This is a genomic window from Starkeya sp. ORNL1 (assembly GCF_012971745.1).
In the GTDB taxonomy this organism is placed as follows: Bacteria; Pseudomonadota; Alphaproteobacteria; order Rhizobiales; family Xanthobacteraceae; genus Ancylobacter.
On record NZ_CP048834.1, the window covers coordinates 2,070,217 to 2,086,723 of the forward strand.

The following is a 16,507-nucleotide window of genomic DNA, read 5'->3' on the forward strand; positions in this document are numbered from 1 at the left end:
GGCGGTCCCGGGCCACATAAGGCGGCCTTGGCGATCTCGTGCAAATTTTTCGGGAAGGTGCGGCTGAGCCCGGCTCAGGCTCGGCTCCAGCGCCGCTAGAGCGCGGCCGGCTCAGGCATGTTCAGCGGGCGGCAGGGATACGGCGCAGGCGGATGACGACGTCGACGCGGCTGATCATGGTGCCTTCGAGCGGCGCCGGCAGTCCGCCGAAGCTGATGGTCTCGCCGCCAATATCGACCAGGCGGTTCTCGTCCTCGATCAGGAAGTGGTGGTGATTCGAGACATTGGTGTCGAAATAGGCCTTGCCGCTTTCCACCGCGATCTCGCGCAGCAGGCCGACCTTGGTGAACTGGTGCAGCGTGTTGTAGACGGTCGCCAGCGACACATGGAAACGCGCCTGCGTCGCTTCCTCATGCAGCATTTCCGCGGTGACGTGCCGGTGGCCCCTGGCGAACAGCATGCGGCCGAGCGCGATGCGCTGGCGCGTCGGCCGCAATCCCATCTGCCGCAGCAGCCCATCGACATCGCAGCCCTTGCAGCCGCCGGTGCGCAGCGCGCAGGCGAGCTTCATCGGCGCAGCGGCGTTGCCGCCGCAAGCCCGTGTCTCCATCATGGTCCCAACCTTCGATTTTGCCTTGAGGCGACAGGCCGAAGCAGCCCGCCGCAACGGCAAGCTAGGCGCGAGCTGGGGGGATTGACAAGACTTGTTCTTCTATTTATACTACGAGGTATCTCGTAATATTGCCTATGCATCTTAGAATCACCTTGCGACAACCTCATCCTGAGGTGCGAGCGCAGCGAGCCTCGAAGGATGCTGCAGCAGGAGACGGCCATCGAGGGTGGGCATCCTTCGAGGCCCGGCTAAAGCCGGGCACCTCAGGATGAGGTCGTTCTGGATTTCCGCAATCACCCCTGCGCGGCGCCGGCGGGCGGAAGTTCGCCGCGGACGATGCGCACCACCGGCAATATGACGATCTCGGCCTCGATCGGTGCGGAAGGCGACGCGGGCTCAACCGCACGAATCCTCCGCGTGGCCGCGGCTTGCGTGGCGCGCGGGCGGCGATAGGTGGCGAGCTGCACTACGGACCCCATGGCACTTTCCCCTCGTGCGATGGCCTGTCGGCGCTGTCCCCATGTCCCACATTCATGGTTAACGGCTTGCTAACGATCGCACCCTAACTTGCCGGTAATCGCGTCGGCGCGACGCGTGCGGCCCTTCCATAAACCATGTCCGATCCAGCCGGTTCCCTTCACAAAGACACGGTGCTCGCAGCCCGGCGCAACGGTCGCGATCCGCGCCCGGCGCTGCTGCGCCTGCTGGTGGCCCGCTATACTGCCGGACGCGGCCACAGCGCGGCCGAGCGGCAGCGCTTTGCCGATCTGGCGATGCGGCTGTTCGACGTGGTGGACCTGCCCACCGCCAAGCGCGCCGCCACCGAACTCGCCACCGCGCCAGAGCTGCCCTACGCGCTGGCGCTGCACCTGGCGCGCGGGCCGATCGCCATCGCCGCCCCGGTGCTGCGGCTCTCGTCCGCGCTCGACGAGGTGACGCTGATGGCGCTGGCCGACACCACCTCGCCGGACCATGCGGCGGCGATCTCGGCGCGGCGCGAGGTCTCGCCGCTGCTCGCCAAGAAGCTCGCCGCGGTGCTGCATGAGGCGCGCGGCGAGTTGCGCAGCCTGCCGCAGCCGCGCATCGAGATGGCCGAGCCGCCGGCATCGGCCGAGATCGTGCCGGATGTGGGGGCCGCGCCCACCTTGCCAGCCCCGCCCGCCCCCGCACCGCTCGTGGAGGCCGCGCCGTTCCATGCGACGCCGGCCGGCTTCCGCGCCGCCACCGCGATGCAGCGCGCCATATTGTTCGACCAGATCGCCCTGCTGCCGCCGCTGCCGATGAGCGCGCGGCTGCCGCGCGCCGGCGAGGCGACGCTCGGAAAGCTCGAACTGGCGGCGATGCGCCACCAGCCGGCGGTGCTCGGCGCGCTGCTGGAAAAAGCGCTCGGAGTCTCCGCGGACGCCGCCGCCGGCATCCTCGGCGATGACAGCGGCGAGGCGCTTGTGGTCACCGGGCGCGCGCTCGGCATTCCGTTCGACACCATGGCGCGGCTGATCTTCCTCATCCACCCGACGCTCGGCCGCTCGGTGACGCGGGTGTTCGGGCTCGCCGACCTGCATGAGCGGCTCGGCGAGATGAGCGCCCAGCACCTCATCGCCGCCTGGCGCGGCGGCGCGCGCCGCGCCCCGGCGCTGCGCATGGAGGAATTGCCGGCGATGCGCAGCTTCGGCCAGAAGCGCCGCCGGAGCGAGACGCCGGTGAACGAGGCGAACGATCGCAACCGGCGGGGTGGGTGATTTCCCGACCCTTCCCACCCCTTGCGCCCTCATCCCCGGGCTTGACCCGGGGATCCAGACTTGGGACCGGGTGCATGCGGATGGGCTGGATCCCCGGGTCAAGCCCGGGGATGAGGGTGTACGGTGGTGGAGTGGCTACTCCTTCGCCAATTCCACGAAATGCCGGCCGTCGCGGTCCTCGATCTCGACGAACCACAGGTCCGGGTCGAAGCCGATCTCGCGGACCATGCGCGCCTCGGCATCGGCTTCCGGCGAGCCCGGCTCGACGATCACGCGGAACAGCCGGTCGCCGGTCTCCTCGGTCCCGAACGAGGGCATCGCCGGGCCGTAGAGCGCGGCGGTGCCGTCGAGCCGTGCCACCTTGACGAAGATGGCGCCGGCCTCCTCGGCGCCGCGCCGGCGCACCGCGGCGAACGCGTTCTGCCCGTTGGCCCGGCGCACCACGGCGGCGACGACGATGGCACTCTTCAATCGCACCGGATCACTCGATATTGGTCCCGCCGACCGCATTCAGCTCGCGCACCATCCGGTCCGACACCTCGCCGGAGATCGGCAGGCGGCGGTCGCGCTCGAAGCGCTCGATGGCATCCTTGGTGGCACCGCCGCTGCGGCCGTCAATGCGGATCGGGCCATAGCCGAGATTGGCCAGCGCCTTCTGCACCGCCAGCACGCGCGGCGACAGCACGTCGGCCGGCGGGCGCACCGAGCCGGTGATCTCGCCCGAGAGCGCGCCGATGCTGGACTGCGCCGGGGCGCGCGCCGGCACCGCGGCGGGCGGCGGAGCGAGATCGACCGGCTTCAGATCGGCGCCTGATGTCACCGGGGCCGACGGCGCGGCAATGGGCCTGGCGGCGGCCGCCGGTTTCACCGCGACCGGCGGCTTCGGCGGCGTCGCCGGCTTGGCCGGGGCGACGGCAGCGGCCGGCTTCGGCAGCGGCTTGGCGGCGGGCGCCGGGGTGGCGGCCTGCGGCGGCGCCGGCGGGGTGGGCGCGGCCTGGCGTGCCTCGGGCGGCACCGGCGGCGGCAGCGGTACCGCAGCTTCCTCGCCCAGCAGGCCGGGCAAGCCGTTCGGCAGCACGCCGCGCAGGCTATGGCGCCCGCCCTGCAAGGCAAGGGCGTTCACCAGCACCGTGGAGCTGGCGGCAACGGCGATCAGCAGCATGAAGACATCCGATCGCCGGGCCGGCACCAGCCGGGCCACGGCGGAGCCGGCACGTCCGGCAAAGCCGGGTTCGTCCATCAGTTCGGCAGCATAGGTCCGGGGCATACGCAACACTCCTCAGGCCCGCTTCTTCTGCGGTTGGTTCGTGTCATCGGGAAGGCGTTTGTCGTCGCTCAGGCGCCGGGCAAACCGCGTCAGCCGCGAGCCGGCGACCGGGGCGCTGGTGCCCTGCAAGGGAAGATGCACGGCGACGCGGGTGCCGCCGCCGATATGGCTGTCGATCTCGACCCGCCCGCCATGCAGCGCCGCCAGCCCCTTCACCACGGAAAGGCCGAGGCCGGTGCCCTCATAGGGCCGGTCATAGGAGGAGCGCGCCTGGAAGAACGGCTCGCCGAGCCGGCGCAGGTCGGCCTCGCAAATGCCGATGCCGGTGTCCGCCACCCGCATCACCAGCGCGCCCGACGCGATCTCCGCCGAGACCGTTACGCTGCCGCCGCGCGGGGTGAACTTCACCGCATTGGCCAGCAGGTTCAGCACGATCTGGCGCAGCGCGCGCTTGTCGAGCATCACCTCGGGCAGCGCCATGGGGATCTCGGTGATGACCCGCACCCCGGCCTGCTCGGCCTTCAGCGCCACCATGGAGAGGCAGCCCGCCAGCAGATCGCGGATGTCGACGCTCTCCGGCGTCAATTCGAAGCCGCCGGATTCGATGCGCGAGAGATCCAGAATGCCGTTGACCACGCCGAGCAGATGCTGGCCGCTCTCATGGATCAATTTCGCATAGTCGGCACGGCGCTCCAGCGGCACCATGCTGGCGTCGCCGCTCATCAATATCTCGGAGAAGCCGATGATGGCGTTAAGCGGGGTGCGCAGCTCATGGCTCATGCTGGCGAGGAAGCGGGTCTTGGCGAGGTCGGCATTCTCCGCCGCCTTGCGGGCGCCATCGAGCACCAGCTCGTTGCGCTTGCGGTCGGAGACGTCACGGGTCACCGCCACCACCTGCCGGCCCCCCATCGCCTCGGGGTGCTCGCCCGGCCAGCCATCAATGGCGCGGGCCCGCATCTCCACCCAGATGAACTCCGGATCGTGCAGGCGACCGCCGTCGCGACGCACCCGGAACTCGATCTCGCTGGCGCCGTCGCGGGCGGCATCGGCCAAGGCGGTGAGATAGGCCGGCCGGTCGCCGACATGCACGCGCTCGAACAGGCCGTTGCCGAGCAGCGTGTCGCTGGGCCCGCCGAACAGCGCCTGTGCCGCCGGCGAGGCGAACACCACGCCGCCCGAGCGGGCATGGCGGGTGATGACGTCCGTCATATTCTGCGCCAGCAAATGATAGCGCGCCTCGTGCATGCGGGTGAGGCGCTCGCCGGTGGAGCGCACGTGGCTGGCGCTCATCGCCAGCGCGCAGACATAGAGCGTGGCGGCGAGGAAACTGACGAGGCGCAGCACGGTCTCGTCGACCGCGAGAGGTACCGGGGCCGGCAGCACGCCGAGCACGCTGGCGCCGAACAGAGCGCCGGCGACGATGACCGCCATCGCCGCGGCGCAGGCGAGCGTGCGGCGCGAGCCGGCGAACACCGCTTCCAGCGGCATCACCAGCAGCCAGGGCAGCACGAAGGAGGAGAGCCCGCCGGTGATGGCGCCGACCGTGGCAACGAGGCCGGCAAGAGTCAGCGTGGACAAAAGGTGCGCGGCCTCGAAATTGCCGTTGCGCGACAGCAGCGCGGCAATGCCGATCGGCGCCAGCAGCCAGGCGAAGACGATGGCCTCGGCGAGGCCGGGCGCGCCGCGCAGCGCCAGGAACACCGGCAAGGCGGCAAGCGCGCAGGCGCCGCCGGCGAGATGCGCAGCGATGAACCCACGATGCTTCGCCGCCGTCAGCGCGTCACGTTGCGCTGTCGGATGCACCAGCGCATCAAGATACGCTGCGAGCTGGAGAGACGTGGAACCCATACGCACAACCAATGCCGGCGCACCTTCGCGCCGCCTACAGCCTCGCAATGTGACATCTGGCGCTTAACCAACATCTAAACCAAAGCCGGACATTTCCGCTCAAAAGTCACAGCAGCGGCAGGGAAGGTGATATCTTAATGAAACCTTGCCGTGGCGCGCAGCATTTGCCCGATTGTGCATGCGCTTGGGCAAGACGTGCCTGCTAGTCTTCGTTCCAAGGCGTCGAAACAGATGCCAATCGATGACGGGACGAGGTCGTATCATGATGTTCCTTCTGCGCATGGCGTTCTGGCTCACCCTCGTGTTCGCGCTGCTGCCCGGACACGGCAAATCCTCGAGCGATGTCAGTGCCACCCTGGCGGCGGCCACCCATGCCGTGGGAAGCATTGCCGCGGGCAGCAATAGCGCGGTTACCGGCTCCACCGGCACGCAGGTCGATCCGGTCGCGGCGCTCGGCGCTGCTTCCGCTGCGGTTTCGGATGCCTCGGGCTTTTGCGGCCGCCAGCCGCAGGCCTGCACCATCGGCGCCCAGGTGATCCAGGCGGTGGGCGAGCGGGCGGAAGCCGGCGCGCGGCTGCTGCTCTCCTATGTCGGCACCCAGATCGCGCAGGAAAAGCGCAAGGTGGCCGAGCGCGCCCAGGGCCGCCCGTCGACCGACACGCTGACCACCGACGATCTCGCCCCCGTCTGGCAGGGCCAGTCGCCGGCGACCGTTCCCGCGGTGCCGCTGCCGCCGAAGCGGCCGGCGTCGGTTTGAGGGGGTTTTAATTCCATAACGACGTCATCCCCGGGCTTGTCCCGGGGATCTCGATTCCGACTGTGCATCAGTGGCCGAGATCCCCGGCACAAGGCCGGGGATGACGGATTGCGACGGGCGCACGCCCGCGTGTCCAGCCAAAAGTGCCCAAAAACATTGCGATCCGGGGCGGTGCGCCCCTATATGCACCTCATGAAGATCGACGATATCATCGATGACTTCGAGCTCTTGGATAGCTGGGACGACCGTTACCGCTATCTGATCGAGCTCGGCCGCAAGCTGCCGCCCTACCCCGAGGCGGAGCGCACCGATATGCGCAAGGTGCAGGGCTGCGCCAGCCAGGTCTGGCTGGTGAGCGCCACCGGGGGTGAGGCCAGCGACCCGCGGCTCGATTTCATCGGGGATTCGGATGCGCACATCGTGCGCGGCCTCATTGCCATATTGCTGGCGATCTATTCCGGCCGGAGCGCCAGCGAGATCGCGCAGATCGATCCGGCGAAGGTATTCGACCGCATCGGCCTGAAGGAACACCTCACCCCGCAGCGCTCCAACGGACTGCGCTCCATGGTCGAGCGCATCCGCACTGAAGCCCGCTCCGCGCTGGCAGTGGCGTAAGGGGCTTTTTCCTTCCGCCCTCCCAACCAACCGTCATCCCGGCCCCACGGGTCTTGCCTCCGGCAAGCCCGAGGACAGGCTCCGCTCGAAGGGCGTAGAGCCGGGATCGCGCAAACGTCCCGCCCACCACCTTCCTACGATCCCGGATCGGCCTGCGGCCGTCCGGGATGACGACGATCCAGGGGGACGTCAGGGGCGTTCGCCATGAGCATCCTTCGAGGCCGCTTTGCGGCACCTCTGGATGAGGTTGTTCCTTGGCGCGACCTCATCCAAAAGTGCCCGGCAACGCCGGGCCTCGAAGGAGGCTCAAGCAGAACGACCGCACAAAAACAAAACGGCCGCCGAGCCCAGCCCGGCGGCCGTCTTCATTCTTGCAACCTAGCCGGGATCAGCGGCGGGCGCGGCGGCGCTGCTGGCCGAGGCCCATCTGCTTGGCGAGCGCCGAGCGCGCAGCGGCGTAGTTCGGCGCCACCATCGGATAGTCCGCCGGCAGGCCCCACTTCTCGCGATACTGCTCGGGGGTCATGTTGTACTGCGTGCGCAGATGGCGCTTCAGCGACTTGAACTTCTTGCCATCCTCGAGGCAGATGATGAATTCCGGCGAAACCGACTTCTTCAGCGGCACGGCGGGCTTCAGCGGCTCTGCCGAGGGCTCGGCCTCACCTTTGGAGACGCGCTGCAGCGCAGCAAAGACGTCACCGATGAGAGCCGGCAAATCGTTCGCGGCCACCGAATTATTGCTCACATAAGCGGAGACGATGTCCGCCGCGAGTTCGATATGACTGTCGGAATCCGTTGTTTCGGTCATGGCTCGTTCTTCGTCATGGCGTGGATATTCGGCGGGTGTTCCCGAACCGGCAAGCGTTGCAATGCAAGTCTCACGGCAATGCAAGTGTCATGCGCAAATACCGGCCGCAAAAAGGCTCAATTCGTTCACTCAACGAGGCGCGTATGGGTAAATAGATTTATTCATCACAGACTGCAAGAACTTTCCGGCCAAAAATTTCTCTCATCTTGGATTTCGCAGTGCAGTTGCACATGAATGCCGAATCGGAAACTCGCCGCACAGGCACGGTGTGCTAGGTTTGCATACAATGCGCTGTTCAAGAGAGCCACGGCTTCGTGAATCGCCATGCGGTTGCGGCAATGCTCGGCCTCGCCTATCTCATGGGCCAAAAGAGGACATTGTATGATGGATGCGCCAAGCCGAGCCAAGGTGGTGAAGAGCGACGCCGAGTGGCGCGCGATCCTTACCCCGGAACAGTATCAGGTTACCCGACACCACGCTACTGAATGTGCATTCACCGGTCCGCACCTTTCCCAAAAGGAAGCTGGAACCTACAGTTGCGTGTGCTGCGGCAGCCCGCTGTTCCGCTCCGACGCCAAGTTCGAATCCGGCACCGGCTGGCCGAGCTTCTTCCGCCCGGTCGATGCCGGCGCGGTGACCGAGATCGAGGATCGCTCCTACGGCATGCGCCGCGTCGAGGTGCTGTGCGCGACCTGCGACGCCCATCTCGGCCATGTCTTCCCCGATGGTCCGCGTCCCACCGGGCAGCGCTATTGCATGAACGGCATCGCCATGAGCTTCACCCCGGACAGCGCAGCCGATGGGGCATCGCGTGAGCGCTGAGCCGGCTGACCTGACAATACCCTCGCCGCCGCAGCCGCTGGTCCGCAGCTTCCACGGCGAGACGCTGGTCGACCCCTATGCCTGGCTGCGCGCCGAGAACTGGCGCGAAGTCATGCGCGACCCCGGTGTGCTCGATCCCGCCATCCGCGGCTTTCTCGACACGGAGAATGCCGCTGCGGAAGGCTGGTTCGCCCCGCTGACGGAGCTCAAGCGCACGCTGGTCGCCGAGATGCGCGGGCGCATCAAGGAGGACGATTCCACCGTCCCGGCACCGGATGGGCCGTTCGCCTATTACACACGCTACCGCGAAGGCGGCCAGCATCCGCTGATCTGCCGCCAGCCGGTGGACGATTCCAGCGCCGACACCGTGCTGCTCGATGGCGACGCGCTCGCCGAGGGCAAGGCGTTCTTCCAGTTCGGCGACGCCTCCCATGCGCCGGACCATGCACGCCTCGCCTGGAGCGCCGACGAGGCCGGCTCGGAATATTTCACGCTGCGGGTGCGCGATCTAGCCACCGGACGCGATCTGCCGGACCTCGTCTCCGAGACCACCGGCGATATCCTGTGGGGCGCGGATTCGCGCCATCTCTATTATGTGCGCCGCGACGCCGAGCATCGGCCGAGCTTCGTCTATCGCCATGTGGTCGGCACCGACCCGTCTTTGGACGTGCTGATCTATGAGGAGCCGGACAAGGGATTCTTCGTCTCGCTCGGGCGCACCCAGTCCGGCCGCTTCGGCCTGATCTCCTGCGGCGACCACGACACCAGCGAAGTGTACCTGATTGATCTCGCCGATCCGGCGAGCGCGCCGCTGCTCGTCGAGCCGCGCAGCGCCGGGCTGCGCTATGGCGTCGAGCACCATCCGCGCCTTGAGGGCGTGGAAAGCCTGATCATCGAGACCAATGCCGACGGCGCCGAAGACTTCAAGATCGTTGCCGCCCCGCTCAGCGCGCCGGGTCGGGCGAACTGGCGCGAGATCGTGCCGCACCGCCAGGGCCGGCTGATCCTCGCCGTCACCGCGCTGCGCGACTATCTGTTGCGGCTGGAGCGCGAGGATGGCCTGCCGCGCATCGTGGTGCGCACGCTCGTCGACGGCGCCGAGCATGCCATCGCCTTTGCCGAGGAAGCCTATTCGCTCGGTTTCGATCCCGGCTATGGATTCGACAAGACGCTGATCCGCTTCAACTACTCCTCCATGACCACGCCGTCCGAAGTGTGGGACTACGACCTTGCGACCGGCAACCGCGTGCTGCGCAAGCGCCAGGAAGTGCCCTCCGGCCATGATCCCGCGCGCTATGTCACCCGCCGCGTGCTGGCCCCTGCCCCGGACGGCGAACTGGTGCCGGTGTCGCTGCTGTTCGCCAAGGATACGCCGCTCGACGGGTCCGCGCCCTGCCTGCTCTATGGCTATGGCGCCTACGGCATCTCGATCCCGGCTGGGTTCTCCACCTCGCGGCTGTCACTGGTCGATCGTGGCTTCGTCTATGCCATCGCCCATATACGTGGCGGCACCGAGAAAGGCTGGCGCTGGTATCGCGAGGGCAAGCTCGCCGACAAGATGAATACCTTCACCGACTTCATTGCCGCCGGCGAACACCTGGTGCGCGAGGGGCTGGTCGCGCCGGACCGCATCGTCGCCCATGGCGGCTCGGCCGGCGGCATGCTGATGGGCGCAGTGGCGAACCTGAAGCCGGAACTGCTCGCCGGCATCGTCGCTGAGGTGCCGTTCGTCGACGTGCTCAACACCATGCTCGACGACACGCTGCCGCTGACCCCGCCGGAATGGCCGGAATGGGGCAATCCGATCGCCGACCGCGAGGCGTTCGAGCGCATCCGCTCGTATTCGCCCTACGACAATGTGGCGGCGAAGGATTATCCGGCGATCTTCGCGTTGGCCGGCCTCACCGACCCGCGCGTGACCTATTGGGAGCCGGCAAAATGGGTGGCGCGGCTGCGTGAACTGAAGACCGACGCCCGCCCGCTGATCCTCAAGACAAACATGGAAGCCGGCCACGGTGGCGCCGCCGGCCGCTTCGACCGGCTTGAGGAGACGGCGCTGGTGCAGGCGTTCGCACTGGCGGTGGCGGGGCGCACTCAGTCTTAAGCGTGGCATTGCTTGAGCATCCTTCGAGGCCGCCTGTGGCGGCACCTCAGGATGAGGTTGTTCTTTTAGATGAACCTCATCCTGAGGTGCCCGGCAAAGCCGGGCCTCGAAGGATGTTCAAACCGATGAACCTCACGCCCCGCCCTGTGACGAGGTGGCGGCGACGTGCTCGCGCAGTTCCTGCAGCGAGCCGAAGCGCAGCACGCCGTCGGGCAGCTCGGCCTCGATCGAGCCGTCGGAATAGAGCGTATAGGCCATGCCGCCGATGAAGCCGGATTTCAGCACGGTCGGCTGACGCGGCTCCGGCGTGATCGTCGGGGCGGCGGCAGGCGCCGCAGGCTGCCCCGGCCTCAGGAAAGGCGGGGGTAGGCCCGGCCCGGATTCCTCCTCGCCGGCCGTGGGGCGTATCACGGGCTCGCGCACGGTCGGCTCGCGCGGTGCGGGTTCGCGAACGCTCGGCTCGCGCAGCACCGGCTCGCGCACGGTCGGCGCCGGCTCCTCCAGTTCGCGGCGCGGGATGATCGGCTCGAAGCCCAGATCGTCGCTCTCACGCTCCGGCAGGTCGAAATTGAACGGCCCGGACTTTACCACGCTGGGGAAATCGTCCTCGCGCGGCTCATCACGATAGCCACCGCGGGCCAGCCGCGGATCGGCCGGCTCGTCGCCCTCGTCGAGCTGGAAGTTGCGCGTCGCCACCGGCGGCGGCGGCGGCACCGGCTCGCGGTTGCGGCGGAACCAGGACGGCAGGCCATGCTCGCGCGGCTGCTCGCTTGCCGGCGCCGGTGTGGGCTCAGGCTCGGGAAACGGCTCGGAGATGTCCGGCTCCAGCGAGACCGGCGCGGGCCGCGGTTGCGGCGGCGGCACGTAAGGCGCAGCGGTCGCGGGCGCAGCGCTCGGCATCGGCGTGGGCGCGACCCTCTGCGGCGCGGCCTTCGGCGGCGCGACCGGCGCGGCGGGGATCGGAGCGGCGGGGATCGGGCGCGGCGGCGGGGCGTGATGCACCGGTTCGTGATGCACCGCCTCGTGGCGCTTCAATACGTCGAGCGGAGCCGGCAGCGGTGCATGGTGGGCATGCGCGGTCTCGGCAGCGTGACCTTCGGCATCCTCCTCGGCCTCGTACGGCAGCATCACGCCATCGAGCTTCTCGGATATTTGCAGCAGCAGCCGATAGATGAAGCCGAGCGCGAGGATGACCAGCCCGCCGACCAGCGCAATGCCGCCCACAGTCGCCATCGCGTTGCCGAAGGTCGATTGATAGATCACCAGACCGTTCGTCGTGAGCACGATACCGATCGCGGCCAACGCCACGCCGATTCCGATGATAAAAGCACTCATGCCTGACCCCGTTGGACCGATTCCTTCCCGGTCCTTCACCGACAAGAGCTTACGGGCACTCGGCGTTTCTTGAAAGCACCGCGCAACAAACCGTCAACAATACCGGGGCCGGTAGCGGGTTGCGGAAGGGCATCCGCATCAGGATACCAGAGCATTGTGCTGTTTGTGCAACAACGAATGCCCGCAGCGTGGGGTTGTGGTGCCCGGCTTCCGCATCCTTCGAGGCCCGGCTGTGCCGGGCACCCCCACAGTTGGCCATTGGCCAACTGCCAGGAATGACGTTGCTAGTTTGAGGCACGTCATCCCGAGGTGCGAGCGCAGCGAGCCTGGAAGGATGCTGAAGCAGAGCATCGCCGGCGGAGACGGGCCAATTGCCGCAAATCATGTCCTGAACGAGGCTTTTGGTTGTTCACGGCGCCAAGCCGACCTATCTAGTGGCGACCGTGCTTCCATCGTGACCGGCAGCGAGCCTGCGGGTGCGGTGCGAGGCGGCGTGCTCAGGATTCCCAATTGCGGAGACAGCAACATGTCGTTCACGCTTCCCGATCTGCCCTATTCCTATGACGCCCTCGCGCCGTACATGTCGCGCGAGACGCTGGAATACCATCACGACAAGCACCACCTCGCTTATGTGAACAACGGCAACAACCTGCTGAAGGGCACCGAATTCGAGGGCAAGTCCCTCGAGGAGATCGTGAAGGGCTCGTTCGGTAAGAATGCCGGCCTCTTCAACAATGCCGGCCAGCACTATAACCACCTGCACTTCTGGAACTGGATGAAGCCGAATGGCGGCGGCGCCATTCCCGGCGAGCTCGAGAAGAAGATCATCGAGGACATCGGCTCGGTGGAGAAGTTCAAGGAAGACTTCATCCAGGCCGGCGTCACCCAGTTCGGCTCCGGCTGGGCCTGGCTGGCGGTGAAGGACGGCAAGCTGGTCGTCGCCAAGAGCCCGAACGGCGAAAGCCCGCTGGTCACCGGCGCCACCCCGATCCTCGGCGTCGATGTGTGGGAGCACTCCTACTACATCGACTATCGCAACCGCCGCCCGGACTATCTCAAGGCGTTCGTCGAGAACCTGGTGAACTGGGACTACGTCGCCGAGCTGTATTCCAAGGCGGTCTGAGCACGCCTTTCCTGGATGACGAGACGGCCGGGCTTTTGCCCGGCCGTTTTCGTTTCGTGGCTCTGCGTGAGCATCCTTCGAGGCTCGCTACACTCGCACCTCAGGATGAGGTGGCTATGTAACGGGACCTCATCCTGAGGTGCCCGGCAAAGCCGGGCCTCGAAGGATGCCCGCACAGTGCGCCGCCTGCCCGCGCGGCCCAGCCCCCTCAAATCCATCGCACCCATTTGAACAGCACGGTGAGCACGACGCCGAGCGAGACCGCAAACACCGTCACCGTCCAGAAGCCGCTCGGATCCTCGGCGCCGGGGATGCCGCCGACATTCATGCCGAGCAGGCCGGTGAGCAGCGTCAACGGTGCGAACACCACGGTGACCACGGCGAGGATCAGCATCGAGCGGTTCATCTGCTCGGCGCGGCGTTCCACCATCTGGTCATAGATCACCGCGGCGCGGTCGCGCACCGAATCCAGCTCCTCGGCGAAGCGCGTCACCCGGTCCGCCGCCTCGCGCAGCCGATGGCGGTCGCGCTCGGCGAGCCAGGCGGCGTCCTCCAGCGAGAAATGGTTCAGCGCCTCGCGCTGCGGGCTGATATAGCGCCGCAGGATAATGGCGACGCGCCGCACCTCGGAGACCTTCGGGCTGAGATTGGCGAGCGTGGCGCGCCACACCATGTCCTCCAGCTCGTCGGCCTCCTCGGACAGCGCATTGATGACGGTGTCCATGCGCTCGACCAGGCGCATCGAGATGTCGGCGATGAATTCGCCGGGCGTGCGCGGCGCCCTCCCCCGCGCCATCGCGTCCTCGAAATCGGCGATGGCGGAGAGCTGGCGCTTGCGTACCGAAATGATGCGGTTCGGCTCCACCCAGATGCGGATCGAATGCATCTCGTCGGGCAGCGAATAGGGCATCAGATTGATGCCGCGCAGATTGAGGAAGGCGCCGGCCTCGAACAGCGCGCAGCGCGGGCGGGTCTCCTCGGCCATCAGCGATTCGACGATGGAGGTATCCACCCCGCTCTCGCCGGCGAGCCAGGGCTGCTGGCGGTTCTCGAACAGTTGGAGATGCACCCAGATGAAGCCGGGGCCGACCGGGGCCGGCCGCCGGATCTCGTCCCAGCCGAGGCGCCGCGCGCCGCCCTCGCCGTCGAACGCCCATGCGGTGACAAGTCCCTCGGAATCATAGTCGGCCACGCGTCACTCTCCGGTCCGGTTCGGCCATGAATGCCCGATGAATGTAAGAAATGGAATGCGTTCAGGACTATGAACCTTTCGCAACACCCGGTTCAGTTTTGGTTCGATCGCTCGCGCTTAACTTCGCGTCATCAACGGTCCTTGACCGATTGCGATTCGAAAATTGATCCAGGGGATCTCGCCATGAGCAGCTTTGCTTCCCGCTTCTCCACCCGCACCAAGGTCGTTGCGCTGGCCGTTGCCGGCCTCACCTTGGCCGCGGTGCCGGCCGCTGCCGGCGGCTATCACTATTATCATGGCGGCTATGGCTATGGCGGCGCGGTCGCCGCCGGCGTGGTGGGTGGGCTGGTGCTGGGCGGCCTCGCCGCCTCGGCCGCCCCGCGCTATTACGAGCCGGAGTGCTGGATCGAGCGCCAGCAGCGCATCAACAAATACGGCAAGGTCTATTTCCGCGACATCCGCGTCTGCCGCTGATCGAAGTTCGGTTGGAGCATGATATTGACCGAAAACCGCTTCACACTTCTCGGCATCATGCTCTGACGCTTCGCTTCCCGGCTGAATGTCCGGAAGGGAGCGCCGTCAGCCGACCCCGGCTTTCCTTTCCCGACATTCCGAGCGGAACGGTTTCAACCGTTCCGCTCGTGGCGTTTTACCCCGGCAGCATCGTCATCCCGGCCGGAGCCCGCAGGGCGGAGAGCCGGGATCGCAAGAAGGTGTTGCACGGGACTTCACGCGATCCCGGCTCTACGCTTCGCTACGGCCGGGATGACGGCCTTACGAAAGGGCTGAAGGGGAAATCACCCCTCCGCAGGCAGCGGCGTGACCTTCTCGATGCCGCTCTGGTCGAGCGCCGCCAGCGCCTGCCGTATCGGCACGCCGCCGACCACGAGGTCGGGCGCGATCTCCACCAGCGGCACCAAAGCGAAAGCCCGCTCCATCATGCGCGGATGCGGGATTTCGAGGTCCGACTCGGCGATCGTCTCCTCGCCATAGAGCAATATGTCGATATCGATGGTGCGCGGCCCGAACCGTACCTCGCGGGTGCGGTCACGCCCGAAGGCATGCTCGACGCCGAGCAGCATGTTGAGCAACTCGCGCGCCGAGAGCTCGGTCTCCACCGCCACCACAAGATTGAGATACGGCCCCTGCGGCACCGGCCCCCAGGGTGGCGTCTCGTAGAGCGAGGAGCGGGCGACGATCTTCAGCCCGATGCGTGCGATGAGCCCCACGGCTTTCGCCATGGTGCCGGCGCGATCGCCGAGATTCGAGCCGAGGCACAGATAGGCGATGCGCTTCTCGACGTGGCGCGGCCGGCGGATGAAGAATTCGGGCGTCTCATTTTTACGCGGCACGCAGTATGGCCTCCGTCACCCGGGCGGCCTGCACATGGGCCGCCACGTCGTGAACGCGGATGATGGCGCAGCCCGCCGCGATGCCCAGCACATTGGAGGCGATGGTGCCGGGCAGGCGCTCCTTCGGCTCGGTGGCGATCACCTTGCCGATCAGCGACTTGCGCGAGGTGCCGAGCAGCAGCGGAAAGCCGAGCCGGCCGATCTCGCGCAGGCCCGCCAGCGCCGCCAGGTTCTGCTCGAAGGTCTTGCCGAAGCCGATGCCGGGATCGAGCACGATGCGGTCGGGGCGGATGCCGGCTTTCGCCGCGCGCTCCAGCGAGTGCTCGAAGAAGCCGATGATGTCGGCGACGATGTCGACCGCACCGTCGACCACGGTGCGATTGTGCATGATGATGACACCGGCATCGTGGGCGGCCGCGACATGCGCCATATCCGGATCGCCCAGCAAGCCCCAGATATCGTTGAGGATCGCCGCGCCGCGGCTGAGCGCGGCTTCCGCCACCTTGGCCTTCTGGGTATCGATCGAGACCGGCACCGCGATCTCGGCCGCCAGCGCCTCCAGCACCGGCAGCACCCGCGCCATCTCCTCCTCGGGCGAGACCGGGGTGTGGCCGGGCCTGGTCGATTCGCCGCCGACATCGATGATATCAGCGCCCTCGTCGACCATGCGCCGGGCGTTGGCCAGCGCATCGTGCAGCGCCACCGAGCGGCCGCCGTCGGAGAATGAGTCCGGCGTCACATTGAGGATACCCATGATCAGCGTCTGGCTCTCATAGGAGAGCGCGCGGCCGCGGGCATCGAATATGCGGGTCGTCGGCTTTGGCACGGCAGGCATGGCAATCCCTGAAGAGTTTGCATTGAAATCGCGCGCATTGGCGGGGAAGGCAAGTGCGCGGTTGGTCGGGGGTGTGGCGGCGCTCTGTTTCAACATC

At 67.2% G+C, this 16,507-nt stretch carries 17 protein-coding genes; 7 read left to right on the forward strand and 10 right to left on the reverse strand.

Annotation, left to right across the window (positions count from 1 at the left end; translation table 11 throughout):
* Nucleotides 1-121: 121 nt before the first annotated feature.
* Both irrA and G3545_RS10060 read right to left on the reverse strand, forming a co-directional pair.
* The gene (gene irrA, locus G3545_RS10055) at nucleotides 122-571 is read right to left on the reverse strand and encodes an iron response transcriptional regulator IrrA (protein WP_206151448.1); all 450 of its coding nucleotides are present in this window, start codon (nucleotides 569-571) and stop codon (nucleotides 122-124) included.
* A gap of 335 nt (nucleotides 572-906) precedes the next feature.
* A complete protein-coding gene (locus G3545_RS10060; protein WP_170012139.1) occupies nucleotides 907-1,092 on the reverse strand; it encodes a hypothetical protein in 186 nt (61 codons plus the stop codon).
* A gap of 171 nt (nucleotides 1,093-1,263) precedes the next feature.
* Here G3545_RS10060 and G3545_RS10065 point away from each other — a divergent pair, with 171 nt between their 5' ends.
* Nucleotides 1,264-2,352 (forward strand): hypothetical protein, encoded by a 1,089-nt coding sequence (locus tag G3545_RS10065; RefSeq protein ID WP_170012141.1) that lies wholly within the window; start codon nucleotides 1,264-1,266, stop codon nucleotides 2,350-2,352.
* Between the two features lie 135 nt (nucleotides 2,353-2,487).
* Here the strand turns inward: G3545_RS10065 and G3545_RS10070 are convergent, their stop codons facing one another.
* Genes G3545_RS10070 through G3545_RS10080 form a run of 3 tightly spaced genes read right to left on the reverse strand, consistent with a single transcriptional unit; the run spans nucleotide 2,488 to nucleotide 5,467 of the window.
* Nucleotides 2,488-2,829 carry a DUF1491 family protein gene (locus tag G3545_RS10070; protein WP_170012143.1) on the reverse strand — a complete coding sequence of 114 codons (342 nt, stop codon included), beginning with the start codon at nucleotides 2,827-2,829 and terminating at the stop codon, nucleotides 2,488-2,490.
* A gap of 4 nt (nucleotides 2,830-2,833) precedes the next feature.
* Entirely contained in the window at nucleotides 2,834-3,619 is a 786-nt protein-coding gene (locus tag G3545_RS10075) for a peptidoglycan-binding domain-containing protein (RefSeq protein ID WP_170012145.1), read from the reverse strand.
* A 12-nt stretch (nucleotides 3,620-3,631) separates the two neighbouring features.
* On the reverse strand, nucleotides 3,632-5,467 hold the full coding sequence (locus G3545_RS10080) for an ATP-binding protein (protein ID WP_170012147.1): 1,836 nt from the start codon (nucleotides 5,465-5,467) through the stop codon (nucleotides 3,632-3,634).
* 262 nt (nucleotides 5,468-5,729) lie between these two features.
* On the opposite strand from G3545_RS10080, the gene G3545_RS10085 reads away from it, so the two are divergent.
* Nucleotides 5,730-6,224 (forward strand): DUF5330 domain-containing protein, encoded by a 495-nt coding sequence (locus tag G3545_RS10085; protein WP_170012149.1) that lies wholly within the window; start codon nucleotides 5,730-5,732, stop codon nucleotides 6,222-6,224.
* 192 nt (nucleotides 6,225-6,416) lie between these two features.
* Complete coding sequence (locus G3545_RS10090) at nucleotides 6,417-6,839, forward strand: SufE family protein (protein ID WP_170012151.1); 423 nt, start codon at nucleotides 6,417-6,419, stop codon at nucleotides 6,837-6,839.
* 388 nt (nucleotides 6,840-7,227) lie between these two features.
* Here the strand turns inward: G3545_RS10090 and G3545_RS10095 are convergent, their stop codons facing one another.
* Nucleotides 7,228-7,647: a MucR family transcriptional regulator gene (locus G3545_RS10095; RefSeq protein ID WP_170012153.1), complete on the reverse strand. Its 420-nt coding sequence runs from the start codon at nucleotides 7,645-7,647 to the stop codon at nucleotides 7,228-7,230.
* Between the two features lie 384 nt (nucleotides 7,648-8,031).
* On the opposite strand from G3545_RS10095, the gene msrB reads away from it, so the two are divergent.
* Together msrB and G3545_RS10105 are read left to right on the forward strand one after the other, a co-directional pair.
* Nucleotides 8,032-8,469, forward strand: coding sequence for a peptide-methionine (R)-S-oxide reductase MsrB (gene msrB / locus G3545_RS10100; protein WP_170012155.1), 438 nt, complete (start codon nucleotides 8,032-8,034; stop codon nucleotides 8,467-8,469).
* The gene (locus G3545_RS10105) at nucleotides 8,459-10,573 is read left to right on the forward strand and encodes a S9 family peptidase (RefSeq protein WP_246702764.1); all 2,115 of its coding nucleotides are present in this window, start codon (nucleotides 8,459-8,461) and stop codon (nucleotides 10,571-10,573) included. Before msrB ends, G3545_RS10105 begins: the two co-directional genes overlap by 11 nt.
* 132 nt (nucleotides 10,574-10,705) lie before the next feature.
* Here the strand turns inward: G3545_RS10105 and G3545_RS10110 are convergent, their stop codons facing one another.
* Nucleotides 10,706-11,908 carry a hypothetical protein gene (locus G3545_RS10110; RefSeq protein ID WP_170012159.1) on the reverse strand — a complete coding sequence of 401 codons (1,203 nt, stop codon included), beginning with the start codon at nucleotides 11,906-11,908 and terminating at the stop codon, nucleotides 10,706-10,708.
* A 526-nt stretch (nucleotides 11,909-12,434) separates the two neighbouring features.
* Between G3545_RS10110 and G3545_RS10115 the strand changes: the two genes are divergently transcribed.
* Complete coding sequence (locus G3545_RS10115; RefSeq protein ID WP_170012161.1) at nucleotides 12,435-13,031, forward strand: superoxide dismutase; 597 nt, start codon at nucleotides 12,435-12,437, stop codon at nucleotides 13,029-13,031.
* Between the two features lie 208 nt (nucleotides 13,032-13,239).
* On the opposite strand, the gene G3545_RS10120 is transcribed toward G3545_RS10115, so the two are convergent.
* Nucleotides 13,240-14,223 (reverse strand): zinc transporter ZntB, encoded by a 984-nt coding sequence (locus tag G3545_RS10120; protein WP_170012163.1) that lies wholly within the window; start codon nucleotides 14,221-14,223, stop codon nucleotides 13,240-13,242.
* 183 nt (nucleotides 14,224-14,406) lie between these two features.
* Here G3545_RS10120 and G3545_RS10125 point away from each other — a divergent pair, with 183 nt between their 5' ends.
* Complete coding sequence (locus G3545_RS10125) at nucleotides 14,407-14,697, forward strand: hypothetical protein (RefSeq protein ID WP_170012165.1); 291 nt, start codon at nucleotides 14,407-14,409, stop codon at nucleotides 14,695-14,697.
* A 323-nt stretch (nucleotides 14,698-15,020) separates the two neighbouring features.
* Here G3545_RS10125 and folK read toward each other — a convergent pair whose 3' ends face one another.
* On the reverse strand, nucleotides 15,021-15,575 hold the full coding sequence (gene folK, locus G3545_RS10130; protein ID WP_170012167.1) for a 2-amino-4-hydroxy-6-hydroxymethyldihydropteridine diphosphokinase: 555 nt from the start codon (nucleotides 15,573-15,575) through the stop codon (nucleotides 15,021-15,023).
* Nucleotides 15,565-16,410: a dihydropteroate synthase gene (folP, locus tag G3545_RS10135; RefSeq protein WP_170012169.1), complete on the reverse strand. Its 846-nt coding sequence runs from the start codon at nucleotides 16,408-16,410 to the stop codon at nucleotides 15,565-15,567. The genes folK and folP overlap by 11 nt, the downstream gene beginning before the upstream one ends.
* Nucleotides 16,411-16,507 lie beyond the last annotated feature (97 nt).